20 protein-coding genes are annotated in these 24,555 nt (G+C 54.0%); 10 read left to right on the top strand and 10 right to left on the bottom strand.

Translation table 11 applies throughout. The features are described from left to right. Positions 1–70 precede the first annotated feature (70 nt). The gene (locus G506_RS0102700; protein WP_028115534.1) at positions 71–1,219 is read left to right on the top strand and encodes a hypothetical protein; all 1,149 of its coding nucleotides are present in this window, start codon (positions 71–73) and stop codon (positions 1,217–1,219) included. Here the strand turns inward: G506_RS0102700 and G506_RS0102695 are convergent. From G506_RS0102695 to G506_RS0102680, 4 genes are all read right to left on the bottom strand, one after another. Beyond that, positions 1,195–1,599 carry a nitrous oxide-stimulated promoter family protein gene (locus G506_RS0102695; RefSeq protein ID WP_035386899.1) on the bottom strand — a complete coding sequence of 135 codons (405 nt, stop codon included), beginning with the start codon at positions 1,597–1,599 and terminating at the stop codon, positions 1,195–1,197. The genes G506_RS0102700 and G506_RS0102695 overlap by 25 nt on opposite strands. Before the next feature lie 162 nt (positions 1,600–1,761). Next, positions 1,762–2,004 (bottom strand): DUF3297 family protein, encoded by a 243-nt coding sequence (locus G506_RS0102690; protein WP_028115532.1) that lies wholly within the window; start codon positions 2,002–2,004, stop codon positions 1,762–1,764. Between the two features lie 133 nt (positions 2,005–2,137). Then, positions 2,138–3,469: an alanine/glycine:cation symporter family protein gene (locus G506_RS0102685; protein WP_028115531.1), complete on the bottom strand. Its 1,332-nt coding sequence runs from the start codon at positions 3,467–3,469 to the stop codon at positions 2,138–2,140. Between the two features lie 55 nt (positions 3,470–3,524). Then, positions 3,525–4,439 (bottom strand): LysR family transcriptional regulator, encoded by a 915-nt coding sequence (locus G506_RS0102680; protein WP_035386898.1) that lies wholly within the window; start codon positions 4,437–4,439, stop codon positions 3,525–3,527. Positions 4,440–4,562: 123 nt separating this feature from the next. Here G506_RS0102680 and G506_RS0102675 point away from each other — a divergent pair, with 123 nt between their 5' ends. Then, entirely contained in the window at positions 4,563–5,168 is a 606-nt protein-coding gene (locus tag G506_RS0102675; RefSeq protein WP_028115529.1) for an FMN-dependent NADH-azoreductase, read from the top strand. Between the two features lie 18 nt (positions 5,169–5,186). Here the strand turns inward: G506_RS0102675 and G506_RS0102670 are convergent, their stop codons facing one another. Genes G506_RS0102670 through cmoA form a run of 5 tightly spaced genes read right to left on the bottom strand, consistent with a single transcriptional unit; the run spans position 5,187 to position 10,129 of the window. Further along, complete coding sequence (locus tag G506_RS0102670) at positions 5,187–6,161, bottom strand: alpha-L-glutamate ligase-like protein (protein ID WP_028115528.1); 975 nt, start codon at positions 6,159–6,161, stop codon at positions 5,187–5,189. Beyond that, positions 6,161–7,606, bottom strand: a complete 1,446-nt coding sequence (locus G506_RS0102665) for a UUP1 family membrane protein (protein WP_051201870.1) — start codon at positions 7,604–7,606, stop codon at positions 6,161–6,163. The genes G506_RS0102670 and G506_RS0102665 overlap by 1 nt, the downstream gene beginning before the upstream one ends. Positions 7,607–7,650: 44 nt before the next feature. Next, on the bottom strand, positions 7,651–8,403 hold the full coding sequence (locus tag G506_RS0102660; RefSeq protein ID WP_028115526.1) for an ATP-dependent zinc protease family protein: 753 nt from the start codon (positions 8,401–8,403) through the stop codon (positions 7,651–7,653). 2 nt (positions 8,404–8,405) lie between these two features. After that, positions 8,406–9,386: a tRNA 5-methoxyuridine(34)/uridine 5-oxyacetic acid(34) synthase CmoB gene (gene cmoB, locus G506_RS0102655; RefSeq protein ID WP_028115525.1), complete on the bottom strand. Its 981-nt coding sequence runs from the start codon at positions 9,384–9,386 to the stop codon at positions 8,406–8,408. 14 nt (positions 9,387–9,400) lie between these two features. Further along, entirely contained in the window at positions 9,401–10,129 is a 729-nt protein-coding gene (cmoA, locus tag G506_RS0102650; RefSeq protein WP_028115524.1) for a carboxy-S-adenosyl-L-methionine synthase CmoA, read from the bottom strand. Positions 10,130–10,222: 93 nt separating this feature from the next. On the opposite strand from cmoA, the gene G506_RS0102645 reads away from it, so the two are divergent. The 7 genes from G506_RS0102645 to G506_RS0102610 all read left to right on the top strand — a co-directional run bounded on the left by G506_RS0102645 (position 10,223) and on the right by G506_RS0102610 (position 17,601). After that, on the top strand, positions 10,223–10,873 hold the full coding sequence (locus tag G506_RS0102645; protein WP_028115523.1) for a diguanylate cyclase domain-containing protein: 651 nt from the start codon (positions 10,223–10,225) through the stop codon (positions 10,871–10,873). 133 nt (positions 10,874–11,006) lie between these two features. After that, complete coding sequence (gene aspS / locus G506_RS0102640; RefSeq protein ID WP_028115522.1) at positions 11,007–12,767, top strand: aspartate--tRNA ligase; 1,761 nt, start codon at positions 11,007–11,009, stop codon at positions 12,765–12,767. Positions 12,768–12,847: 80 nt separating this feature from the next. Beyond that, positions 12,848–13,369, top strand: a complete 522-nt coding sequence (gene ruvC / locus G506_RS0102635) for a crossover junction endodeoxyribonuclease RuvC (RefSeq protein ID WP_028115521.1) — start codon at positions 12,848–12,850, stop codon at positions 13,367–13,369. A 317-nt stretch (positions 13,370–13,686) separates the two neighbouring features. Further along, positions 13,687–15,228: an AbgT family transporter gene (locus G506_RS0102625; protein WP_028115520.1), complete on the top strand. Its 1,542-nt coding sequence runs from the start codon at positions 13,687–13,689 to the stop codon at positions 15,226–15,228. Positions 15,229–15,386: 158 nt separating this feature from the next. After that, on the top strand, positions 15,387–16,010 hold the full coding sequence (gene ruvA, locus G506_RS0102620; RefSeq protein WP_028115519.1) for a Holliday junction branch migration protein RuvA: 624 nt from the start codon (positions 15,387–15,389) through the stop codon (positions 16,008–16,010). Positions 16,011–16,033: 23 nt separating this feature from the next. Then, positions 16,034–17,041 carry a Holliday junction branch migration DNA helicase RuvB gene (gene ruvB / locus G506_RS0102615; protein ID WP_028115518.1) on the top strand — a complete coding sequence of 336 codons (1,008 nt, stop codon included), beginning with the start codon at positions 16,034–16,036 and terminating at the stop codon, positions 17,039–17,041. A 2-nt stretch (positions 17,042–17,043) separates the two neighbouring features. Then, positions 17,044–17,601, top strand: a complete 558-nt coding sequence (locus G506_RS0102610) for a TlpA family protein disulfide reductase (RefSeq protein ID WP_028115517.1) — start codon at positions 17,044–17,046, stop codon at positions 17,599–17,601. Positions 17,602–17,660: 59 nt separating this feature from the next. On the opposite strand, the gene lon is transcribed toward G506_RS0102610, so the two are convergent. After that, entirely contained in the window at positions 17,661–20,087 is a 2,427-nt protein-coding gene (lon, locus tag G506_RS0102605) for an endopeptidase La (RefSeq protein WP_084631099.1), read from the bottom strand. A 314-nt stretch (positions 20,088–20,401) separates the two neighbouring features. Between lon and fdhF the strand changes: the two genes are divergently transcribed. Then, complete coding sequence (gene fdhF / locus G506_RS0102600; protein ID WP_028115515.1) at positions 20,402–24,520, top strand: formate dehydrogenase subunit alpha; 4,119 nt, start codon at positions 20,402–20,404, stop codon at positions 24,518–24,520. Positions 24,521–24,555: the final 35 nt, after the last annotated feature.

Genomic DNA, 24,555 nt, shown 5'->3' with positions numbered 1-24,555 from the left:
CTAAATTCGAAGCAACAACCGTCAACACCCCCTAACTTGAAAGAGTGGCTAGCCAAAGTCGAGGTGAACGATGTGGCGATGGGTTCAGATGGTGACGTTGTTGATTACCGTGGTTGTGGGGAATGGCGGCTGCAGCACTACTGACAGCATGCAAGAACCACCGGTATTGCTTGATAACAGCTTGGATAAAGGTGATTTTTACGCCCACAAATTGGTACAAGCACTGAATCAACAGGATGAGCTGTTGTTGCTCAGTGCGTTTACTCCGGCGCATCCATTGGCACAGGTCGACAGCGGCTTTAGTGACGATCCGGCGTGGCAAAAAATGGCCAGTGGTTGGATGCAAGATATCATCAACCATGGCCTCAACGGCCAGTGGCAGCTACGTCATGTTGAGCCGCTAGCGTCGGGGGCCAACCGTTATCAATTACGGTTGATACACAGTGATTTCAGCGTTGAGTATTTCTACTTTGATGGTCAGTTCGATCAACGCGGCTTGCGGTTAGAGGATATGGGCAATCGCCTCTACCGCTTTAGCCAGGTACGAATGATGCAGCAACTTTATTTGCGGATTGCGTTAGATGATTCTGAACTAGCAGACGCATTTGGCGATTTCTTTGATTCGTTGTCGCAGCTAAGCAGTGGTAACGATCCGGCGCAGGCGGTACTTGCGCACTATGGCTCGGCGCCGGTCGTGCTGCAGCAGGATCGCTTGTTAAAAGAGATGTTATTGCGGTCTTTAATGAGCCAATCTGACCGTTGGATGGACAACCTTAATGCGCCGCTGCAACAGGCGTTGCTGGCGGATGATTATCCGCTGATGATGGCGGTGATCTGTCTGCAACAAGAGCAGCAGCAATGCCATCAAGCATACCAACAGTTGCCGCCGGATCTGCGTGGTGATGTCGCTTTAGCGACCGAGATTGGCATCCGCCAACTGCATCGCGCTGACTATCAACAAGCACAGCGCTACGCCGACGTTGCCTTGGCGTCTGAGGTTGATTATTTCCCCGCCTATTGGCTTGGATTACAGCTGGGGATTGTCAGTGGCGATCACCATGCGGCGCTGGCCAGTTTAGACAGTTTGGTGCGACGTTTCGATGTTGATGTTAACCGCGATATTGCCACTCAGCTGTATCCGGAATTGGGGAAGCAATTTTTGCAGTCGGCGTCGTTTCGGCGGTGGGCCGAGCGTTACTCAGAAGTTGAATCTAACTGAGCTTGCTTGCGTCGCGCCTGTTGGCTGGCGCCTTTCGGTGGCCGCTCTGGAATTGGCCGTTTGCGGTCGTACAGGTGGATGATCGCTTCAATCGGATGGTGCCACAGCATTTTCGGTCCAGCAAAGCGCATCGCTTGACGAGCACGCTCGCGCTCATCCGGTTTATAGCAGTGGATAGGGCAGCGGGCACAATCGGGTTTGCTGTCACCGTAAGGGCAGCGATCAAGCTTTTGTTCGGCGTAGCCTGCCAGTTGGTTGCAGGCCTCACACAAGCCATTGTTCTTTTGCCCTTGATGATGGGCTTGGCAGTAGATCTGCAGCATATGGACAATGGTTTTATGCTCTTTGGCCAAGCGACCGGTCAGTAGCGTCGAGCTCATCAGCCTTCCTAAAGCGACGTTTTGAGTACCTGTTTAAATCCTAGTGCTGTGCTCGGTTTTGCTCAATGATGATAGTGATTCGAATCTGACTTCTGTGAGGTGGGTCAAAACGACAAAGGCCACCGCAATGCGATGGCCTTGATAACTCAAGTCAGAGCTTGATTACGCGTAGTACGCTTCTACTTGACCTTTGCGGGTCATCAGCATTGGCTGGCCGCGGCGATCCAGTGCTTTACCGGCTGGTACTTTTACCCAACCTTCGCTGATGCAGTACTCTTCAACGTTGTGCAGCTCTTTGCCATTTAGGCGTATACCGATCTCGTGCTCAAAGCACTCGGCCACGTGATGTGGGCTACGTGGGTTGGAGGACAGGTGGTCAGGTAGGGTTGGCTTAGAATCGCTCATGATCATCGTCTTTGAATAGAAAAAAACGCAGTGATTATAGAAGTGAGGCCACGCCACGGCAATCAAAACGGGCCGTTACCAAAGGGTTTGGCAACGGCCCGCCGAGTTGTTGAGCGCAGCAGCTAGGTTGTACTTATTTATCGAAGTACTCTTTGGTCAGTTTAAATACCACTGGGCTTAGCAGCAGCAGTGCGATTAGGTTGGGGATCGCCATCATGGCGTTCAGGGTATCTGCCAGTAGCCAGACAAAGTCCAGTGACGCGACGGCACCGATGGGCACCGCAAGAGTGAAGACCAACCGAAACGGCACCAGTGCTTTATCACCCAATAGGTATTGAACACACCGCTCGCAGTAGTAGCTCCAGCCTAAGATGGTGGTAAAGGCAAAGATCGCCAGTGAAATCGCGACGATATAGTTGCCAAAAGGTACCGCCGAGGCAAAGGCGCTAGTGGTCAGATCCACCCCTTGGGCACCGCTGGTCCACACGCCGGTCAGAACGATAGCAAGGCCGGTAATTGAACAAACGATGATGGTATCGATAAAGGTCCCCAGCATGGCAATTAACCCTTGTCGTACTGGGTTGTTGGTTTTGGCTGCGGCGTGGGCAATTGGCGCTGAACCAAGGCCAGCTTCGTTGGAGAACACCCCGCGAGCTACCCCAAAGCGGATGGCGGCCCACACTGCAGCACCGGCAAAGCCACCTTGCGCGGCTACCGGATTGAAGGCGCTGTCGACGACCAAGGCGATCGCCGCTGGAATTTCGCTAACGTGGGTGGCGAGCACCAGCAAGCCACCGACGATGTAAAACAGTGCCATCATTGGCACTAATTTACCGGCGACGGCGGCAATCCGTTTTACCCCGCCTAGCAGCACCGCACCGACTAACGCCATCAACAAGATGCCGGTGATCAGTGGTTCGATATTGAAGTTGGTATGCAGCGCTTGGGCGACTGAATTGGACTGGGTTCCATTACCAATACCAAAGCCGGCGATGGCGCCGAACAGGGCGAAGGCGGTGGCAAGCCATGCCCACTTGGCGGACAGGCCATTTTTGATGTAATACATCGGGCCGCCGGCGTATTCGCCGTTGTCACGGGTTTCGCGGTACTTGACCGCGCACACCGCTTCAGCGTATTTGGTGGCCATCCCAACCAACGCGGTGCACCACATCCAAAACAGGGCGCCGGGTCCGCCCATGGCGATGGCGGTGGCCACACCGGCGATATTACCGGTGCCAATGGTGGCTGACAGTGAAGTCATCAATGCGTTGAATGGCGAAATATCGCCATCGTCTTTGCTATCACGGCCGCGCCATAGCAGCGAAAACCCCAATCCCAGTTTGCGGATCGGCATCACTTTTAGGCCAAGTGTCAGATACAGGCCAACGCCTAAGATCAGCGCCAGCATCGGCACACCCCACACGATGCCATTAATGGTCCCAATCCATTGGGTAAGCGTTTCCATGCCTTATTCCTTGTAATTAATTGTCACCATTGTTTTTAACACACTGATCCACAGATCAAAAATTTGTTGGTGACGACAACCCTAGACAATTGGCAACAATCAGTTCAGCGAAACGATTGGCGGCAGGGCCGAGTTGTTCTGGACGAGGGATCACCAGCGACATTGGCACTACGGCGCCGCCGACGTTGCTGTTACGCAGGTGTACCAATTCGCCATCGTTAATGGCTTGCGCCGCCATTGCTTCAGGGACCCAACAAAAGCCGACATTTTGTTTGAGGATTGCCAGGGCTTCATGAAAATTTGACAGCGTCCACCGCTGCTCGGCTTTCAGCCAACCGAGCTCCTTGTTTGCTTGGCTGCCGGTATCGCGGATCACGATTTGCAGCTCCTGCGCCAATCGACTTTCATCAATAAATTCCAATGCGGCTAAGGGATGGTTGGCGCCGCACACTAAGATAAGCGCGACCGTTCCCAGAGGGGTGCCGTGATGGCCGGCAGGGATCCGACCGGTGATCACCAGATCAAATTGCCGATTATTGACCGCTTCGCTGCTACCAGATAGGACATTATCGGTGATCACCACTCGGCTGCCGCGGCTCTCTGGATAAAACTGAGTCAGCGCCTGATACAGTGCTGTGGTTGGGTAGAGGATCTCTCTTGAGAGGTGGATCTCTGGCTCCCAGCCCTGTTCGAGGTTACTGGCTAAGGTTTCCAGTTGTTCAATCTGGGCGGTCAACGAGCGTGAGCGGCGCAGCAGCACCAGCCCAGCTTGGGTGAGCACCGCTTTGCGGCCTTGGAGTTCGAGCAGTTGTACTCCCAGTACGGTCTGCAATTTGGCGACGGCGTGGTTCAGCGAGGATTGGCTTTTGTTGAGGGCGCTGGCAGCCTGAGCGTAGCCGCCGAAATCCACAACCGCTTGCAGTATTCGCCACTGTTCGACGGTGGAGTTGGCTCGATAGCGAGGGGTCAAAATAGCAGTCCTTTCGAATAAATCGAACGTTTTGGCCGTTATTATGCGCTATTTTTCCGAATTTATGGCGCTAATATCGTCAGTATCAATTCGAGATTATTGTTAAAACTGAAGGAATGACCGATGAAAAACCTGCTTGTTATTAGCGCTAGCCCAAACCCTGATACCAGTGTTAGTCGGCAGTTGGCGCAGTTCTATCAGCAACAATGGCAACAACAATATCCGCAGGGCACGGCGGTGCTGCGGGATCTGGCAACGTCGGCATTGCCGGTATTGGACCAAGCCACCATCAATGCCTTTTACACCCCAGCAGAGCAGAGAGATGAGCAAGCGAAGCAACTGCTTAGCTTATCGGATCAGCTGGTTGCCGAGCTGCAACAGGCGGATGAGATCGTGATTGCTACGCCGATGCATAACTTTTCGGTGGCCGCCAACCTTAAACTGTGGATCGATCTGGTGTGCCGAGTCGGGGTGACCTTTCGTTACGGTGCCAATGGCCCAGAGGGGTTGTTACTTAACAAGCAGGCAACGCTGATCGTCAGCCGTGGCGGGCGCTATGGCGCAGGCAGCTTCGGCGCAAGCATGAACTTCCAAGATCCGATGTTGGTGCAGGTTTTAGGGTTTATCGGCATCAATCAGGTTGCGGTGATTGCGGCAGAGGGGCTGGCAGGAAGCCAAGAAGGGGTAGAGCAGGCGAAAGCGCAGATCCTGCAGCAGTTCGCCCGCTAATTTGTTTATCAACTGTCGCTAGCGGTTGCCGGTGAACAGCGGTTGCTCGCCGCCAAACCACTGTTTGGCCAGTTCAACCCGCTGTTCAACGTCGTAATCCTGCTGCGGTAGCGACTCAATGTGACGCAGCCGTGGCAATAATCCCTGACCATTGGCGATCTGAATTGCCAGTCCTGGTCGGGCATTTAGCTCCAACAGCAGCGGCCCGCGCTCGCTATCCAGCACCATGTCGGTGCCAAGGTAACCAAGGCCGGACATTTCGTAACAGCCAGCCGCTAGGCGTAGCAGTTGTTCCCAGTGTGGTACTTGCATCTGCAGCAGATCGTTGCCGGTATCGGGGTGATGCTGCAACGGTTTGTCATGCTGAACCGCGCGCAGTGCCTTACCAGTCGCGATATCAACGCCGACGCCAACGGCGCCTTGGTGCAGGTTGGCTTTGCCGTCGGAGGCCGCGGTCGATAACCGCAGCATCCCCATTACCGGAAAGCCTTTGAAGACAATCAGTCGGATGTCGGGTACCCCTTCAAAGGAGTAGCCATCAAACACCGGATCGAACTGGATTAGTGCTTCAATCACCGCGACATCGCTTTTACCACCGAGCGAGAACAGGCCGGCGAGAATGTTGGAACAGTGACGTTCCATCTCAGCGGCGCTGATCTCATCGCCTGATGGCTTAAAGAAGCGGCCATCGACGACTTTGGTAATCACCAGAATGCCTTTGCCACCAGAGCCTTGGGCGGGCTTGATACAAAAACCGGCGTGGCCACGCACGCGATCGCCCACTTGGTCGACTTCATGCTGCTCACTGATCACTGAGATCAGCGCCGGGGTGGCGATTTTCGCTTTTACCGCCAACTGCTTGGTGATTAGCTTATTGTCCACCTGTTTGTATAGGCTGCGCGGGTTATAGCGGCCGATGTAACTGATATTGCGTCGGTTCATCCCCATGATCCCGCGACGACGCAGCACAAATGGGTTAACAAAGGAGACCATCAGTCCTCCTTAAGCGGTGAGAAACGACGCAGTTCCAGCAGACGGTAGCCGGTGTACTGACCAAGCAACAGCACGATCGCCAAAATCACCAAATGGATACCGAGGAAGTTGTACGCCCAGTGGCGCACCAGTTCGTTATCCATCGCCAGATAGGTGATGATCGCCACCAGTAGCGAGCCGCCACCTTGAACAAACACCTGATGGGCGCCTTCCTCTTCCCACAAAATCGACATCCGCTCGATGGTCCAAGCCAGAATAATCATTGGGAAGAAGGTGATGGTTAACCCCTCGTTCAGGCCAAGATTGTAAGCCAGCAGGGTAAAGCCGGCGATGATCCCCAGTACCACAATCACCACCGCCGATATTCGCGATATCAACAGTAGGTTTAGATTCGACAGATAGCTGCGAATGATCAGGCCACAGGCGACGATCAGTAGAAAGCCAACCAAGCCAGTAAGCAGTTTGGTTTGGATAAACGCCAAGGCGATCAATACCGGCATAAAGGTGCCGGAGGTTTTGATGCCGACGATCACCCGCAGCATCACCACCACCAAAACCCCGATTGGGATCAAGAACAGACCGCGCAACAGCGACTGCTCCTCCAGCGGCAGGTTGTACAGTGACAGGGATGAGTCGTTCATCATGTCCATCGCTGTCGCCAGTGCCGGGCGGGTGTCTTCAATCATCGCAAAGCTAACGCTGGAGTTGTTACCGCCACGAACGTCGAGGACGCCATCGCCAAAGCGTTGCCACAACAGCAAGTTGTCGGCACGGCCTTCAACGCCGGTGCGTGGGTTAAACAGCACCCAGCGCTGATCGCTGTAGACTTCAATCCACGCTTGCAGTTGCTGGCGGCGGCGGCCGTCTTCCAGCTCTAGTCCCATTACCTTAACCGCCGGAACCCCTTTGCTGTGCAGCATCTGTAAAAACAGATCGGCGTTGCTGAAATTGCTTTTCAGCAGCGCCAGGTTTTGATCGTCGTTAACGGTGGCGAGCTTAAACAGTTGCCGAGCAAACGACAGGTTGTCAGCGCTCTTGTCAAAAGCGTCAGCCAAAAGCGCTTGTACCGCCAGCTCTAGGCTTGGATCCCACTCTACCGGTGCTGGAGTCTGTGGTTCTCGGTCAACCAGTTGATGGCCGCCGTTAACCGCGAAGTTGGCGGTGTAGAACAGCTGCTGATTGCCATCGGCTTGGCGTCGGGTCCAAACCGCGCGGCGTCCCGCTTGGTCGTTGGTCATTGCCAGTCCGTAACCGTTGGAAGCAGCGGATTCGGAGATCAATTCAAAGTTTGGATCATCGGGCAGCGCTAACGACGCCTCTACCGCGCCATTACCATCAAAATTGATTTTGGCTTCCACCGACCAGATGGTGGTGGCCGTCGCTGGTAACAACGGAATGCCGTCGACGATATGGCGATAACCGGTGTAGCCGAAGCCGCTTAGCATCAGCACCAGAATCAGAAAGTAAAAAGGTTTACGAGACACCGCCGTTATTCCTCAGCTGATTGCACGTATTGTTTGGAGACATCCACCACCGCAATGTCTTTGAAGAACTTGCGTCCTAACAGCAGTGGGAACTCCATATGGCTACGGTCGGTCAAGTTGACTTCGGTGATGCCATTAAAGTCACCAATTTGCAGTCGCACTTCAATCACCGGACGGCGCTGTTTCTGGCCCTCGACCGCTTTTTTGATCTGCACGGTGCGCACTACTTTAGCTTCAAAATCGGTGCGTTTGTCATCCACTGCTGGCAGTTGAAACGAGACCCAGTTTTCGCCATCGCGTTCGAACTCGGCCAAGTTCTGAACCCCTAGGCTGCTGCCGGTAGCTCCGGTGTCGACTCGGGCGGCGAAGTTGCGTTCAAAATCTGGCGCGGTGACCATCTCGGCTTCGCCAAAAATCATCTTCTTTTGAGTCTCTTCAACAATCGCTGGGATGCACGCTGGCGCGTCGACCTGAATCGGTTCTACCGCCTCACTGGCCAGTGAATGGGCCAACAACTGCTGTTGTTGCATGGTGGTCAACTGCTGCTGCAACTGCTGCAGTTGTTCGAGTAACTGCTGCTGTTGTTGGGTGTGCTGTGCCGCTTGCGCCTGTTGTTGCTCTGCCCATTGCAACTGCAGTTGCTGTTGCTGGGTGCTAAAGGCGTTGCTTAGCTGCTCTGGAGTCACCGTGGCGGAGCGCTCGGTGATGGCGCAACCACTGGCAATAAAGGGGGTGAGGAGTAAAAGCCATTTACGCATTGTTATTCTTCGTTAGCTGGTTTGTTGGCAATAATTACCGCCCGTTTCGGCGCAGGGTAGCCTTCGACGGTTTTGCTTAAATCATCGGGATCCAAATAATCGGCAAGGGATTCATTGGTCATCCATTCGGTGCGGCGCTGCTCATGCAAACTGGTCACATCTTCATCCACCAAGCGTACATTGACGAAGCCGCATTTGCGTAACCATAACATTAACGCCGCTGACGATGGCAAAAACCAAACGTTATTCATTTTGCCGTAGCGATCGGCAGGCACCAGCACTTGGTTTTCATCGCCATCAATCACCAGAGTTTCCAACACCAACTCGCCGCCAGCTTTTAGTTGATCCCACAACTGCTCTAAATGGTCGATTGGGCTTTTACGGTGGTACAGCACCCCCATTGAAAACACGGTGTCAAAGGCGTGCAATGGTGGCAGTTGTTGGATCCCTAAGGGCAACAGATGGATATCTTGGACATCGCCAGAGAGTTTGCGTACGGCTTCAAACTGAGCCAGGAACAGATCCGAGGGATCAACGCCAATCACTAACTTGGCGCCGTCACCTAGCATCCGCCACATGTGGTAGCCACTGCCACAACCTACGTCCAGCACGGTGCGGTATTGCAAAGGGCTGATGTGATCCTTTAACCGATCCCATTTCCAATCGCTGCGCCACTCGGTATCGATATGGATACCATATAGATCAAATGGACCTTTGCGCCACGGGTGCAAAATCTTCAGCAGGTTGTGCAGTTTTTTCTGATCGCCGGCGGCAATTTCGTCGCTGCTGCCAAAGGCCACGCGGTCTTTAATATCGAACAGTTCTGGGGTGCGAACCGGCAGCTTATCCAACACCTTTTGCCACTTCGGGAAGTTGCCGTTTTTATGGTAACGGTTCCATTCGGCCAGTTGTGATGGAGCAGTCTCTAACCAGTGGTTTAGGCGAGTGCCAGCGATGCGTTTATAAAAATTACTAAAATCCATAGACGTAGAAAGCTCTATTTAATCGCGATCATCGAAGCGAAGCGGTAACACTGGTACCACACTTCGGATTCGCTGAAACCCGCCGCCGCAAAGCGCGCTTGGTGGGTTTCTAAGGTGTCGGGTTTCATGACGTTTTCAAGCGCGGTGCGCTTTTGGCTGATCTCCAGTTCCGAGTAGCCATTGCCGCGTTTGAAATCGAGATATAGGTCATCCAGTAACTGGTGAATTTTTGGCTGGCGGTAGTTCAGCTTCTCGGAAACCACCAGTAGGCCGCCGGGACGCATGCCTGCGTAGATTTTTGCGATCAGAGCGTCGCGATCCTCGGGCGCCAGAAATTGCATGGTGAAGTTCAGCACCACCATTGAGGCATCGCTAATGTCGACGGCGCGAATGTCGGCGCAGTGCAGTTCTACTGGAACCGCACTGACAAACGCCTGCAGATGTTCTTCGGCGCGACGGATCATCGCCTCAGAGTTGTCGATGGCCACTATCTTTACATCATCATGGCGAATGCCACGACGCATGGCGATGCTGGCCGCGCCAAGCGAGCAGCCTAAGTCATATACCTTGGAGCCTGGGGTGACAAAGCGATGGGCAAGCTGACCCAAGGTCGAAAGGATTTCGGCGTAGCCAGGGATGGAGCGCGAGATCATATCGGGGAACACCGCAGCCACTTTATCATCGAAGCGAAAATCGCTAACGCGTTGAGGCTGGGCAAAAATTTGGTCGTGTTGAGTGCTCATGAAGGCTCCTGTCGGCGAGGGCGCCGATTTTATCCCTTGGCTACAGAATTCAGCAAGGATGGGGCACTGATATCAGGCAGTGTAGTTAGCGAAATGAAATTGATGTTGCCAATTTGGGTGGTTTTGCTGGTGTCATCGCCAGCTTTTGCAAACAGTTACCAACATTTAAGCTGGTGGTTGGTGTTGTTGCTCAGTGCTACGGTGGTGCTGTTGGCCTTGGGGCTGTGGCGCATCGGCCAGCAGCGGCGACGGTTGCTGCGGTTGATGGGACTGTCGCACTCAGCCGATGCGATCACCGGCTTGTCTGGCCGCGCTATTTTGGATGACCGACTCAGCCAAGCGATAGGTCGCCATCAACGTCAGCAACAGCATCTGGCGGTGCTGTCGATTCGGTTGTTACCGCTGTCGTTGCGGGAATCGCATCGCCATGACGCCAATGCGGCTGAACTTGCTGGCGCGTGGCGGCGGTCATTACGGCGCAGCGATACTGTGGCTCGTTGGCATAGCAACGAATTCGTGGTGTTGCTGGAACAACTGCAGCAGCCGGATGCCGCCTTTGCGGTGGCCAACAACCTGATTGCCATTGCCGAAACCTACGGCTTTGGCAATGGCAAACAGCGGGTACACATCGGTATTGCGCTATTTCCCAATCACGGCGTTGAGGGGGTTGAATTGTTGCGCCAAGCACAGGCCAGCAGTCGTCAAGCCGAGCTTCGTGGCTGCAATGGGTATGCGATTGCTTGATTTGCCAGCAAAGTCAAGCAAGTTCCCTTTAGCTGTTTGGTGTTTTTCTCTATACTGCGCCATCTAAAAAATTATTCAGTGGGCCGATCTGCTCGGCTCACCTTGCTTTACAGAACAACAGGAACTGACGACGATGCGCAGCCATTATTGTGGAAACGTCACCGAGACCCTAGCCGGTCAGGAAGTAACTTTAGTTGGGTGGGTAAACCGCGCCCGTAACATGGGTGGCGTGGTGTTCCTTGATCTGCGTGATCGCGAAGGCATCGTCCAGGTGGTGTACGACCCAGATCTGCCAGAGGTGTTTGCTACCGCTTCTAGCCTTAAGAGCGAATTCTGTGTGCAGGTTAAGGGCGTGGTACGTCTGCGTCCTGACAGCCAAGTAAACAACAACATGACCACTGGCGGTATCGAAGTTCTGGGTAAAGAGCTGACCATCATCAATGCCGCTGCTCCACTGCCAATTGACTTCAACACTGACGTTTCTGAAGAGCAGCGTCTGAAGTACCGCTACTTGGATCTGCGCCGTCCAGAGATGACCGCAAAGATGAAGTTCCGCGCTAAGGTAACTTCTGAAGTGCGTCGCTTCTTGGATGACGCGGGCTTTATGGATGTTGAAACCCCAATCCTGACTGCGGCGACCCCAGAAGGCGCGCGTGATTACTTGGTGCCAAGCCGTACCCACAAAGGTCAATTCTTCGCACTGCCACAATCACCACAGCTGTTTAAGCAGCTGCTGATGATGGCGGGCATGGATAAGTACTACCAGATCGTTAAGTGTTTCCGTGATGAAGACTTGCGTGCTGACCGTCAGCCTGAGTTTACCCAGATCGATATCGAAACCTCGTTCCTGACCGCTGAGCAAGTGATGGCAGAAACCGAGGCGATGATCCGCACTTTGTTTAAGAAGATGCTGGACGTTGATCTGCCAGAATTCCCACACATGACCTACGAAGAAGCGATGCGTCGCTACGGTTCTGACAAGCCAGATCTGCGTAACCCGCTGGAGCTGGTGGACGTGGCTGATCTGGTTAAAGATGTTGAGTTCGCGGTATTTGCCGGCCCAGCAAACGATCCAGAAGGTCGTGTGACCACGCTGCGGATCCCAGGTGGTGCGTCACTGTCTCGTAAGCAGTTGGACGATTACACCAAGTTCGTTGGTATCTACGGTGCCAAGGGCATGGCGTGGATCAAAGTGAACGAAGCAGGCAAGGGGGTTGAAGGCGTACAATCGCCAGTAGCCAAGTTCCTGTCTGATGAGATCGTTAACGCTATTGTGGCGCGTAACAACGCCGAAGCGGGTGACATCATCCTGTTTGGTGCCGATTCTTACAAAGTGGTTACCGATGCGATGGGCGCGCTGCGTCTGAAAGCCGGTGAAGACTTTAACTTGCTGTCTGGCGACTGGGCACCGATGTGGGTGGTTGACTTCCCAATGTTTGAAAAAGCAGACGGCCGTTACTACGCACTGCACCACCCATTCACCGCACCACGTGATATGACCCCAGCAGAGCTGGAAGCCAACCCTGATGGCGCTATCTCTGATGCTTACGATATGGTTCTGAACGGCGTTGAGCTGGGCGGTGGCTCTGTACGTATTCACCGCGCTGAAATGCAATCTGCAGCGTTCCGCGTGCTGGGCATCTCTGACGAAGAAGCGAAAGAGAAGTTCGGCTTCCTGCTGGATGCGTTGAAATACGGTACTCCGCCGCACGCGGGTCTGGCGTTTGGTCTGGATCGTCTGATCATGCTGATGGTTGGCGCTGAGTCCATCCGTGAAGTGATGGCATTCCCGAAAACCACCACTGCCGCTTGTCCAATGACTAACGCTCCGGGCTTTGCTAACCAAGAGCAATTGACCGAGCTGGGGATCAGCCACATTAAGAAAGACGCTTAATCGTCGTCTTTGCTAAGCAAAACCCGGCATCGCGCCGGGTTTTTTGTTTAACTAAAGCAGAGTTAAGTTAGGGCGCGACGATGAGCATCATTTTAGGGATCGATCCCGGTTCAAGGATCACCGGCTACGGGGTGATCCAACTGCAGGGGCGTTATCAACATTATCTTGGCAGCGGTTGTATTCGCTTGCCGGAGGCGGAACTGCCGCAGCGGTTAAAGATCATCTACGACGGTGTGTCGGAGCTTATCGCCCAGTTTCAGCCGACGGAGTTGGCGATCGAGCGAGTGTTTATGGGGCGCAACGCCGATTCAGCGCTGAAGCTTGGCCAAGCCCGCGGGGTGGCAATTGTGGCGGCGATGAATCATGGCTTGCCGGTATCGGAATACTCGCCAACCCAGATCAAGCAAGCCACCGTGGGCACCGGTGCGGCCAAAAAAGAGCAGGTGCAGCACATGGTCGCGGCGATGTTAAAACTGCCGGGGACGCCGCAAGCCGATGCGGCGGATGCGTTGGCAATTGCCATTACCCATGCCAATACCCAGCGCGGTTTGGTGGCGCTGGCCGGGGCAAGCCGTCGCCGAGTCGGCGGTCGTTACCGCTAGATGGGGCAAATGGTGTTTGGTTGCTGGCGTAAATGACTCGCCGGTGGCTTTGGTTTTGCTGAAGACGGTTATGGTTTGCCATAGCCGTCTTTTTGTTTGAATTGAGTAAGTATTTTGGGCAAGTTGTCGAATTGATAAAAATTTGAGCGCAATTCATCAACGTTGGCAGATATTGTGTGACTTGAATTGAAATCTTAGATTTTTTTGGCCGTAACGCCTTGCATCAATGGCACTATTGACCGGCTGACCGACACGGTGTCAGTTTTGCTGAAGCGCCGCTTTAGCTTGCTGGCATATTCATACATTGGACTGTATCAATGACAACTCAAGTAAAATCTGAAGACGGGCGTTTAGCTCGCATTTTGGATGGCGTTGAGCGAGTAGGTAACAAACTGCCCGATCCCGCCATCCTGTTCCTGATCTTGTTGGTGGCGGTGTGGGTTATCTCCGCTGCGCTATCCACCATGACCTTTACCGAGATCGATCCTCGCTCCGGTAAAGAGGTGGTTATCACCAACCTGATGACCGCTGAATCACTGACCACGTTCTTTAGCAAGCTGGTGACCACCTTTACCTCTTTTGCCCCGTTGGGTGTGGTACTGGTAGCGATGCTGGGTGTTGGCGTTGCCGAACATTCTGGCTTCATCAACACCGCGCTGAAGAAGATGCTGCGTGTTACCCCTAAGAATCTGATGACTCCAGCGGTAGCGGTAGTAGGTATCGTTTCTCACACTGCTACTGATGCCGGTTACGTTGTCGTAATCCCGCTGGCGGGTGTGATTTTCTACGCCATTGGCCGTCACCCAATTGCCGGTATTATGGCGGCGTTTGCTGGTGTATCTGGCGGCTTCTGTGCCAACTTCATTCCATCGGCGATCGATCCACTGCTGCAGTCGTTTACCCAAGCGGCGGCACAAACTCTGGATCCATCGTTGGAACTGAACCCGCTGAACAACTGGTTCTTCGCGGCGTCCTCGACCATTCCAATCATCGCGGTGATCTGGTACCTGACCGATAAGGTTATGGAGCCTCGCCTGATGAAGTCCACCCCGCTGAACGACGACATCGAAGCGCCGCAAATGGACGAGATCTCTGATAAAGAGAACCGTGCATTCCGCTTTGCTGGTTTGGCAATGGTGGCGGCAATGGTGGCAGTGGCTGTCGCTTGTATGCCTGCAGATTCTACCTTCCGTGATGCCGCTGGTAACCTGTCCAGCTTTGGCGCACCACTGATGAAGTCGATCGTACCGCTGATCTTCGTGTTCTTCGTGATCCCGGGTGTGGTATTTGGTTTCATGAACGGCGTTTACAAAAACTCCGCTGATGTGATCAAGTCGATGACCAAAGCGATGGAAGGCATGGGCGCGTACATCGTAATGGCGTTCTTCTGTGCGCAGTTTATCGCGGCGTTCTCTCAGTCTGATCTGGGCGTACTGCTGGCGGTTAAAGGCGCTAACTTCCTGCAATCGCTTGGCCTACCTGCGATGGTTACCATTGTTGGTATGATCTGCTTGGTTGGTTTTGTGAACCTGTTTATGGGTTCCTCTTCCGCCAAGTGGGCACTGATTGGTCCAGTTCTGGTACCAATGCTGATGCAGCTGGGGATCTCCCCAGACTTGTCGCAAGCGGCTTACCGCATCGGTGACTCCTCAACCAACATCATCACTCCGCTGATGCCTTACTTCCCACTGGTGGTGGTGTACTGTCAGAAGTACGTTAAAAACACCGGTGTGGGTACCCTGATTGCAGCGATGCTGCCGTACTCTATTTCACTGCTGCTGCTTTGGACCGCGTGGCTGTTGATCTACTGGGGTATCGGCCTGCCGCTGGGTCTGGGCGCGAGCTACACCTACGGTTAATCGAATCTCGATTGATGAAAAGGGGCACTTCGGTGCCCCTTTTTGTTGCGCTTTTTGCCGATAACCATGGTGATTTAAGGCGTAAAAGTCGTTACTATTTGGATACTGTAAAAATAACCAGTGGTGCGCGATGGCGCAGCACCGAAAAAGGATTGGCTGTGATAGCAAGAGTACGCGGCGTGTTGGTGGAAAAAACCGCACCGGAAGTGGTAATTGAGTGTGGCGGCATTGGCTATGAGATCCAGATGCCGATGACCAGTTTTTATCAGCTGCCAGAGGTGGGCGTCGAGACCACAGTCATTACCCATTTTGTGGTGCGTGAAGACGCGCAGCTGCTGTACGGCTTTGCCTCGAAAGAGGAGCGAGCGCTGTTTCGTGAACTGATTAAAACCAACGGTGTTGGGCCGAAGATGGCACTGGGGATCATGTCCGGCATGTCGGCGGAGCAGTTCGTCGAGGCGGTGCAAGCGGAAAACGTCACCAGCCTGACCAAAATCCCTGGTGTCGGCAAGAAAACCGCCGAACGCTTGGTGGTCGAGATGCGCGACCGCTTAAAAGCGTTTGCGATGCCGCTGTTCACCCCGAATGCCGACCGCTTAGGTGCGGCTAACGGCATAGAGAATACCTTCGTGACCGCGCCGGATCCGGTTGATGATGCCATCGCCGCGCTAATTGCGCTGGGTTACAAATCCGCCGCAGCGACTAAAGTGGTGGATAAGGTGGCACGAGACGGTATGAGCTCGGAGCAGATCATCAAAGACGCCCTTAAGGCGATGCTGTAATCCAACGAGTAGGGCAGACCGATATGATTGAAGCGGATCGTTTGATTGCGGCGCCAGTGGCCAGCCGCGAAGAGGAAGTGATAGATCGCGCCATGCGGCCAAAAATGCTTGCCGATTACACCGGTCAAGCGGAAGCCAAGGGGCAGTTGGATATTTTTATCCAAGCGGCACGCAAACGCGGTGAAGCGCTGGACCATCTGTTGATCTTCGGCCCTCCTGGTCTTGGTAAAACCACATTGGCCAACATTGTCGCCAACGAGATGGGGGTTAATATCAAGTCGACCTCAGGTCCGGTGTTGGAAAAGGCCGGTGACTTGGCGGCGCTGCTGACCAACCTTGAGCCCCATGATGTGCTGTTTATCGATGAGATCCATCGTCTCAGTCCTGTGGTCGAAGAGGTGCTCTATCCGGCAATGGAAGATTACCAGCTGGATATCATGATTGGTGAAGGGCCAGCGGCGCGATCGATCAAATTGGATCTACCACCATTTACCCTGATTGGCGCCACCACCCGTGCTGGGGCGCTGACCTCGCCACTGCGAGCGCGCTTTGGCATTCCGCTGCGGCTAGAGTTTTACAACGTTAAAGATCTTACCAGCATCGTTACGCGCAGCGCCGAACAGTTGAATTTGATCATTGAGCCGCAAGGGGCGGTGGAGATCGCCCGTCGTAGTCGTGGTACTCCGCGAATTGCCAACCGCTTGTTGCGCCGTGTTCGTGACTTTGCCGAAGTGAAGTACGATGGTCGCATTACCGCTGAAGTGGCGGCGGCGGCGCTGGATCTACTGGATGTCGACAAAGAGGGTTTTGATTACCTCGACCGTAAATTGCTGACCACTATCATCGACAAATTCAACGGCGGCCCAGTGGGATTGGAAAACCTGGCAGCGGCGATTGGAGAAGAGCGGGAAACCATCGAAGATGTGCTCGAGCCGTTCTTGATTCAGCAAGGCTTTTTGCAGCGTACCCCCCGTGGCCGGATCGTCAGCGATCGCACCTATCTGCACTTTGGTTTAACTCGACCAGAATAATCATGCAGTGGTTACGGTGTCGCTTAACACCCACTACTTGGCCACTGAAAAAGTGGCTAAAAGAATTGCTGCTGATCGGCGTTATGACAGTGGTACTGGTATGGGCAGTGGGCTGGGCGCGTGCCAATTTGGGCGTGACCAACAGTGTCGATACCTTGCCGATTGCGATCAGTGCGCCACGGCTTGCGACGGACAACGGCGCCGTAACCCCACTGATAAATCCAGACGGCAATCAATTGCTGTATCTGTTCGCGCCGTGGTGCAGTATTTGCCAAATCACCTTTCCGTCACTGGCCGAACTTGATGATGACCATCGGATTATTACGTTGGCGCTTAGCTATCAGAACCTCAGTGAAGTGCAACGTTTTGTTGATGAGGCCGGCGGGGTGCGGCTGTCGCCAACCGTGCTGCTGGGCGATCAGCATTTAAGTCAACTGCTGTCAGTGAATCTGTTCCCAACTTATTTGGTGGTGTCGCCACAGGGCGAAATCTTATCGAAACGGGTAGGGTATATGCCGCAATGGATGCTGCGGTTGTATCTGAGATATTGGCAAACTTAATTTATACAGCATAAAAAACGGCAACCGAATGGTTGCCGTTGTTGTTTGCCAGCTTGCGATTAACCAAACATCAGTTTGGCTACTTGCGGGTAAGTCTCAGCAAAGTGCACTTCGACGCCCTCTTTAACATAATCAGGCAGTTCGTCGAAATCGCTGCGGTTGGCATCGGGCAGGATCACCGTGGTGATCTTCTGTCGTTTGGCGGCAATCACTTTTTCGCGAATACCACCAACCGGCATCACTTGCCCAGTCAGTGACAGTTCGCCGGTCATGGCGATGCCCTTGGCTGGCGCTTTGTTTAGCGCCAGCGACAGCAGAGCGGTGGCCATGGTTACCCCAGCTGAAGGACCATCTTTTGGGGTAGCGCCATCAGGCACGTGCAGATGAACAAAGGCTTTATCAAAGAAGTCGGCTTTGGCACCCAACTGCTTCAGTGCGCCGCTGATGTAGTTGTGGGCAATGCCGGCAGATTCCTGCATCACCTCGCCCAATTGCCCAGACACTTTTAAGGTGCGGGTTTGGCTGTGAACGACGCGGGCTTCAACCGGCAGCGTGGCGCCGCCCATCGAGGTCCAGGCCAAGCCGGTGACGATGCCTTTACCGGATAACACCTCTTCGTTTTTAAAGCGCGGCATCCCCAGCATCGGCTCAATCTCTTTGATGCCGATGCTGAGTTTGTCGAGTTGTTGCTCCATCAGTTTTACCACTGACTTACGCACCAACTTGGCCAGTTGTTTTTCCAGCGCTCGAACGCCGGATTCACGGGCGTAGCCTTCAATCACAATCCGCAGGGCCGGATCGCTGATCTTCAGTTGGCTACGCTTCAGGCCAGCTTTGGCCAATTGGCGTGGCCACAGATGGTGTTTGGCGATCGCCAGTTTCTCTTCAGCCAAATAACCGGACAGACGAATGACGTCCATACGATCCAGCAGTGGCCCAGGAATGCTGTCGAGAGTGTTGGCGGTACAGACAAACAGCGCTTTGGAAAGATCCAAGCGGACATCCAGATAGTGATCGAGGAACTCGACGTTTTGTTCTGGATCGAGGGTTTCCAGCAGTGCCGAGGCGGGATCACCTTGGTAGCTTTTGCCCATCTTGTCGATCTCATCGAGCATGATCACCGGATTCATCACTTCCGATTCTTTCAGTGCCTGCACCAATTTGCCGGGCATCGCCCCAATGTAGGTACGGCGGTGGCCTTTGATTTCAGCTTCATCGCGCATGCCACCGACACTGAAGCGGTAGAATGGTCGGCCTAAACATTCCGCAATTGACTTGCCGACTGAGGTTTTGCCGACCCCCGGTGGCCCCACCAGCAAAATGATGGAGCCGTCGATGGCGCCTTTAAAGGCACCAACCGCCAAAAATTCTAAGATCCGCTCTTTGACGTCGGTAAGGCCGTCGTGGTGTTTATCCAACACTTTACGGGCGTTGGCCAGATCAATGCTGTCGGCACTGAATACGCCCCATGGCACATGGGTTAGCCAATCCAAGTAGCTGCGAGTCACCGCATACTCTGGCGAGCCGGTTTCCAGCACCGACAGTTTTTGTAACTCTTCGTCAAAGCGCTTTTGCACCTGCTTTGGCAGGGTTTTGTCGGTCATCCGCTGCCGGAACTCTTCCACGTCTGAGGTTTTGTCGTCTTTCGACACCCCCAGTTCACGTTGAATTACTTTAAGTTGCTCGCGCAGGAAGAATTCACGCTCGCGTTTGTTGAGCTTTTTGTTTACTTCACCGGCGATCTCCGAATGCAGCTTAGCGGCATCCAGCTCTTTCTTCAGTAGCTCGAACACTTTTTGCATTCGCGGCAACAAGCTAACGGTGTCCAGCACCTGTTGCAGTTCGGTTACCGAAGCGGTGGTGATTGCCGCCCCAAAGTCGGTTAGCGGTGATGGCTCAGATGGGCCAAAGCGCTCCAGATACTGCTTCAGTTCTTCAGAGTACAGCGGGTTAAGCGGGATCAGCTCTTTTAGTGCCTTGATAATGGCAATGGCGTAGGCTTTGATCTCTTTGCTGTCTGGATGCTCTTCAATCGGGTAGCTGATCTCGGCCAGATAGGGCTGCTCTTTGGTGATCCAACGCAGCACCTTGGCACGCTCAACCCCCTCGGCGACAAATTGGAAGTGACCGTTGTCGGTCTGATCGATCTGATGCACGCGCACCACGCAGCCGGTGTCTGCCAGTTGCGCTAAATCTAGCTCGCCACGGGCAGCATCCGGTTGGCTGGTGTGAAATAGCACCATCAGCCGATGTTCGCTTTGCTCTACCGCTTCTAAAGTGGATTCCCACTCTTGGCCTTTTACTGCCACCGGCATCACCTGCGCCGGAAAGAATGGCCGATTTTGCAGCGGCATAACCGGCAGAACATCAGGCTTGTTGGTTGCAGGGATCAGCTCGGTCGGCGCATCGCCGTCGGTCGGCTTACCGTTACCGTCCAACGAGATAGTCCAGTTGGCGCTGAATTCATTGACTGGGTGATCGCTCATTGCAAATGCCACAAATAGGGTTGTTGTAGTCGATATGGGGCGCCGCTTTACGAATTACAACGGCAATTGTGGCTGAGTGCTGGATATTTCATCGACTTATCGACGAGTTAAATTGCTGCAATCGATGGCGTGATAGAGCCACGGTATGACCACTGAGCCAATTTGTGCGGTGGATCACGATTGTTGGGCCATTGTCTGAACTGCGTGTGACCAGCCTGTATTCTGTCGCCAATTTTGGGGTCAATGGATTGGCTCAAACCACAATATTGTTACGACTTTGCCTGCTAGGAACGGCGGGCATACAGGCAGGCGGTATGATTAAGGTTATTCTCGACTCGCAAGAGTTGCAGGCGCCAGAGGGCGTTCGTTTATTGGATTGGGCACGAGAGCAAGGGGCAACAATCCCGTCGCTGTGTGGTGACAATCATGGGGATCGTAAGACCCCTTGTGATCTCTGCGTGGTAGAGATTGATGGTGTGCAGGTTCGCTCTTGTGAGCACACCATCAGCCAGCCAATTACCGTAGTAAGCCATTCCGAGGCGTTGACTCAGCGCCGTCAGCAAGCGCTAAAACAGATTCTGTCCGATCACCACGCCGACTGTGAGGCGCCGTGCCGTACCGCGTGCCCAGCGGCGGTCGATATTCAATCTTACCTGTACCATATCGCCCAAGGTGATGAGGTCAAAGCCAACGAGATCGTTAAGCAAAGCCTACCGATGCCACTGTCGGTGGGTCGTGTCTGTCCAGCCTTCTGTGAAAGTGAATGTCGTCGTAGTCTTGTCGATGAACCGTTAGCGATCCGTCAGTTAAAGCGCCATGCCGCGGATATTGATCTGAACGGTGACGCGCCGCATTTGGCCGAAATCAAACCGAAAAACGGTAAAAAAGTGGCGATTATTGGCGCCGGCCCTGCGGGTCTAACCGCTGGCTACTTCTTAAGCCATGAAGGCTGTGACGTTGAAGTGTTTGAGGCAAGCCCGGAAGCGGGTGGTTGGTTACGCTACGGGATCCCGGAATACCGTTTGCCGAAAGCGACCTTGGCCAAAGAGATTGAACTGATGTGCCGTGCTGGCATGCAAGTTCACACCAATAAAGCCCTTGGTCGTGATGTTGATTTGGCACAACTGCAACAAGACTACGATGGCGTGGTGTTGGCGCTGGGTGCTCAGCAAGCGGTGAACATGGAATACACCGGTTCTGATCTTGATGGCGTACTGCTGGGTGTCGATTACCTTAAAGCGTTCTCGATGGGTGAAGAGGTTGTTGTTGGTAATAAGGTGGCGGTGATCGGTGGTGGTAACACTGCGATTGACTGTGCCCGTACTGCGCTGCGTCAAGGCGCGGAAGTAACCATCATCTACCGTCGTACCAAGGCCGATATGCCAGCGGAGGATCACGAGATCCACGATGCCGAACAAGAAGGGATCAACTTCCTGTTTATGGCGGTGCCGGTGGAAAACGTTGCCGATGAAAACGGCCGTGTTCATCAGGTCAAAGTGGAGGCGCTGCGGATGGGCGAACCGGACGCTTCTGGTCGTCGGAGTCCAGAGCCAACCGGTGAGTTCACTTGGCATCAATTTGATACCGTGATCCCGGCGGTAAGCCAAAAGCCAGATACCAGTGCTCTTGGTGATGCCATTGCTCTGACCCGTTGGAACACCGCCGACGCTTCTGATCAAACCTTCCACAGCGGCGGTAAGCTGTTCTCTATTGGTGATTTCCGTCTGGGACCTGCAACCGCGGTGGAAGCGATCGGCGAAGGTCGTCGCTGCGCCGAAGTAATGATCCGTTTCTTGGAGAATGGCGAACTGGCTGTTGCCGCCAAAGAGTTTAACTCTCGCAAGGCGGCGCGTTTGAAAGACGTTGAAGCTCGTTACTACGGCGAGATCCCATTTGCGCAACGGCTAAAAATGCCGGTACTGGACGGCATCGCCCGTGCCAGCAATTTCGGTGAGGTTGAGATCGGTTTTGATCGCGACCAAGCAATCATGGAAGCGGCGCGTTGTTTGTCCTGTGGCTGCCAAAAGAGCAAAAGCTGTGATCTGCGCGACTACGCCACCGAATACCGCATCAGTGACGAAGATCTGGCGACCACGCACTACAGCAAGTTTGCGGTAGATGAATCATCGGCCTTTATCCGCATCGATGCCAACCGCTGTATCGGGTGTGGCCAGTGTGTTCAGGCTTGTCGTGAACAGGGCGTTCATAACGTACTGGATCTGGCGGTTAGCGGTGAACGTTGCAAGGTTAAGATCGGCAATGGCGAATTGCTGTCTGCGTCCGATTGTGTCCAGTGTGGTGCCTGTGTGCAGGCTTGCCCCGTGGGAGCAATCACCGAGAAAAACGTCCATCAGCATGGTCAAAAAGTCACTTATAAGAAAGTGAACACCATTTGTACCTACTGCGGTGTTGGTTGTGGCATCACCTTGCACGTTGATGAAGCGGCCAACAAAGTGGTTAAGGTTTCTGGCGTTGAAGGCTCGCCAGTCAACGAGGGGATGTTGTGCGTTAAAGGCCGCTTTGGCTTTGACTTTATCAACTCGCCGCAGCGTCTAACCTCACCGTTGGTGCGGGTTGATGGCCAACTGCAGCCAACCACTTGGGAACACGCCATCAGTTTGGTGGCACAGCGCTTTAGTGATATCGCCCGTAAGCGCGGTAACCACACCTTAGCGGGCTTGTCGTCAGCGAAAACCACCAACGAAGACAACTTCTTGTTCCAGAAGTTTGTTCGGACCGTGTTTGGCAACAACAACGTCGATCACTGTGCGCGATTGTGTCACGCCACCACCGTTACTGGCCTTGAGCCAGCCATCGGCAGCGGCTCGATGACCAACGACATTCCAAGCATCAAGCACTCGGAATTGGTGATATTGATTGGTTCCGACACCGCCTCATCACACCCGGTGATCGCCTCCCACATCCGCCGTGCGGTAGCCAAGGGCACCACCAAGTTGATTGTGGTCGATCCGCGTAAAGTGGACATGGCATACCATTCAGATCTGTATCTGCAGCAGCGTCCCGGTACCGACGTGATGCTGATCAACGCCATCTGTCAGTTGATCATCGAAAACGGCTGGCAAAATCAGCAGTTTATTGATGAGCGTACTGAAGAGTATCAAGCGCTGTACAACGAAGTGATGCGGTTGGAGTATCGCCTAGAGAACGCCGCCGCGGTATCTGGGGTTCCGGCTGAGCAGCTGCTGCAAATGGCTAAGATGATCTCTGAGTCGAAAGCGACCGGGATCTACTACGCCATGGGCATTACTCAACATAGCTTTGGCACCAACAACGTACGGGCGATTGCCAACTTGCAGCTGTTAACCGGTAATTTGGGCGGTGAGGGCCGCGGCATCAATCCGCTGCGTGGCCAAAGCAACGTCCAAGGTGCCTGTGATATGGCGGCCTTGCCGAACTACCTGCCGGGTTATCAGAAACTGCCGAACCTGGACGTGGTTGATCGGTTTGAACAGCATTGGGGCGTGCGGATCAGCAATGAGCCGGGACTGAAATTGACTGAAATGATGAATGCCATCAGCACCGGTCAGTTGCACGGTATGTACATCATGGGTGAAAACCCGGTGTTGTCCGATCCGGATCAAGAGCATGTGCTCAAAGGCTTACAAGCTCTGGATTTCTTGGTGGTGCAGGACATCTTCCTGACCGAAACCGCCGCTTATGCTGACGTGGTATTACCGGCGTTCTCGTTTGCCGAGAAAGAAGGCCACTTTACCAACACCGAACGTCGCGTTCAGCGACTGCGAGCGGCGCTGCAAGCGCCAGGTGAAGCCAAGCCAGACTGGCAGATTATCCAAGCGATCGCCAATTCTATGGGAGCCGATTGGGATTATCAGCAGGTGAGTGACATCACTGCCGAGATCAACCGCGTCACCCCAAGCTACGGTGGCATCACCTGGCAGCGTACCGAAACCGAATCGCTGCAGTGGCCGTGTCCGCACGATAAGCACCCAGGTACTCGGATCTTGCATCAAACTCGCTTCAATCATATGGATAAAGCGCAGTTTGCGGCGGTGCCATACCGACTATCGGCAGAGTTACCAAATCCAGATTATCCGTTGACGTTAACCACCGGTCGGCAGTTGGCGCAGTTCCATACTGGCACCATGACCCGCAAGACCCCAGGGATGGATCTGCTGGCCAAACCGATGGTGATGATCTCGGTTACCGATGCTGAACGACTGGGCGTTGCCAACTCGCAAATGGTGCGTTTGGTGACTCGTCGTGGTTCGGTGGAAGTACCGGCGTTTGTGACCAAGCGGATGCGCCCTGGCGTGCTGTTTATGCCGTTCCACTTTGCTGAAGCGGCGGCCAACATCTTGACCAACGCCGCCTTGGATCCAGTGGCTAAGATCCCAGAATTTAAAGTCTGTGCGGTCAAACTGGAACTGGTGGAACAACCGCAAGTGGCATAAGGTTGCCAAGGTAACCTGACCGGCGCCTGTGATGC

Origin of the sequence: Ferrimonas senticii DSM 18821 (genome assembly GCF_000422665.1) — a bacterium.
Taxonomy (GTDB): domain Bacteria; phylum Pseudomonadota; class Gammaproteobacteria; order Enterobacterales; family Shewanellaceae; genus Ferrimonas; species Ferrimonas senticii.
Note: the sequence above shows the minus strand (reverse complement) of the source record. Positions and strands in the feature narration are given on the sequence as shown.

Coding starts and splice junctions, on each gene's coding strand:
- G506_RS0102690 (WP_028115532.1), bottom strand. CDS start 2,004: ATGAGCGATTCTAAGCCAACCCTACCTGACCACCTGTCCTCCAACCCA.
- cmoA (WP_028115524.1), bottom strand. CDS start 10,129: ATGAGCACTCAACACGACCAAATTTTTGCCCAGCCTCAACGCGTTAGC.
- G506_RS0102665 (WP_051201870.1), bottom strand. CDS start 7,606: ATGCTAAGCGGCTTCGGCTACACCGGTTATCGCCATATCGTCGACGGC.
- ruvC (WP_028115521.1), top strand. CDS start 12,848: ATGAGCATCATTTTAGGGATCGATCCCGGTTCAAGGATCACCGGCTAC.
- aspS (WP_028115522.1), top strand. CDS start 11,007: ATGCGCAGCCATTATTGTGGAAACGTCACCGAGACCCTAGCCGGTCAG.
- G506_RS0102700 (WP_028115534.1), top strand. CDS start 71: ATGTGGCGATGGGTTCAGATGGTGACGTTGTTGATTACCGTGGTTGTG.
- G506_RS0102685 (WP_028115531.1), bottom strand. CDS start 3,469: ATGGAAACGCTTACCCAATGGATTGGGACCATTAATGGCATCGTGTGG.
- G506_RS0102610 (WP_028115517.1), top strand. CDS start 17,044: ATGCAGTGGTTACGGTGTCGCTTAACACCCACTACTTGGCCACTGAAA.
- G506_RS0102625 (WP_028115520.1), top strand. CDS start 13,687: ATGACAACTCAAGTAAAATCTGAAGACGGGCGTTTAGCTCGCATTTTG.
- G506_RS0102695 (WP_035386899.1), bottom strand. CDS start 1,599: ATGAGCTCGACGCTACTGACCGGTCGCTTGGCCAAAGAGCATAAAACC.
- lon (WP_084631099.1), bottom strand. CDS start 20,087: ATGAGCGATCACCCAGTCAATGAATTCAGCGCCAACTGGACTATCTCG.
- G506_RS0102675 (WP_028115529.1), top strand. CDS start 4,563: ATGAAAAACCTGCTTGTTATTAGCGCTAGCCCAAACCCTGATACCAGT.
- G506_RS0102645 (WP_028115523.1), top strand. CDS start 10,223: ATGAAATTGATGTTGCCAATTTGGGTGGTTTTGCTGGTGTCATCGCCA.
- ruvB (WP_028115518.1), top strand. CDS start 16,034: ATGATTGAAGCGGATCGTTTGATTGCGGCGCCAGTGGCCAGCCGCGAA.
- fdhF (WP_028115515.1), top strand. CDS start 20,402: ATGATTAAGGTTATTCTCGACTCGCAAGAGTTGCAGGCGCCAGAGGGC.
- cmoB (WP_028115525.1), bottom strand. CDS start 9,386: ATGGATTTTAGTAATTTTTATAAACGCATCGCTGGCACTCGCCTAAAC.
- G506_RS0102670 (WP_028115528.1), bottom strand. CDS start 6,161: ATGGTCTCCTTTGTTAACCCATTTGTGCTGCGTCGTCGCGGGATCATG.
- G506_RS0102660 (WP_028115526.1), bottom strand. CDS start 8,403: ATGCGTAAATGGCTTTTACTCCTCACCCCCTTTATTGCCAGTGGTTGC.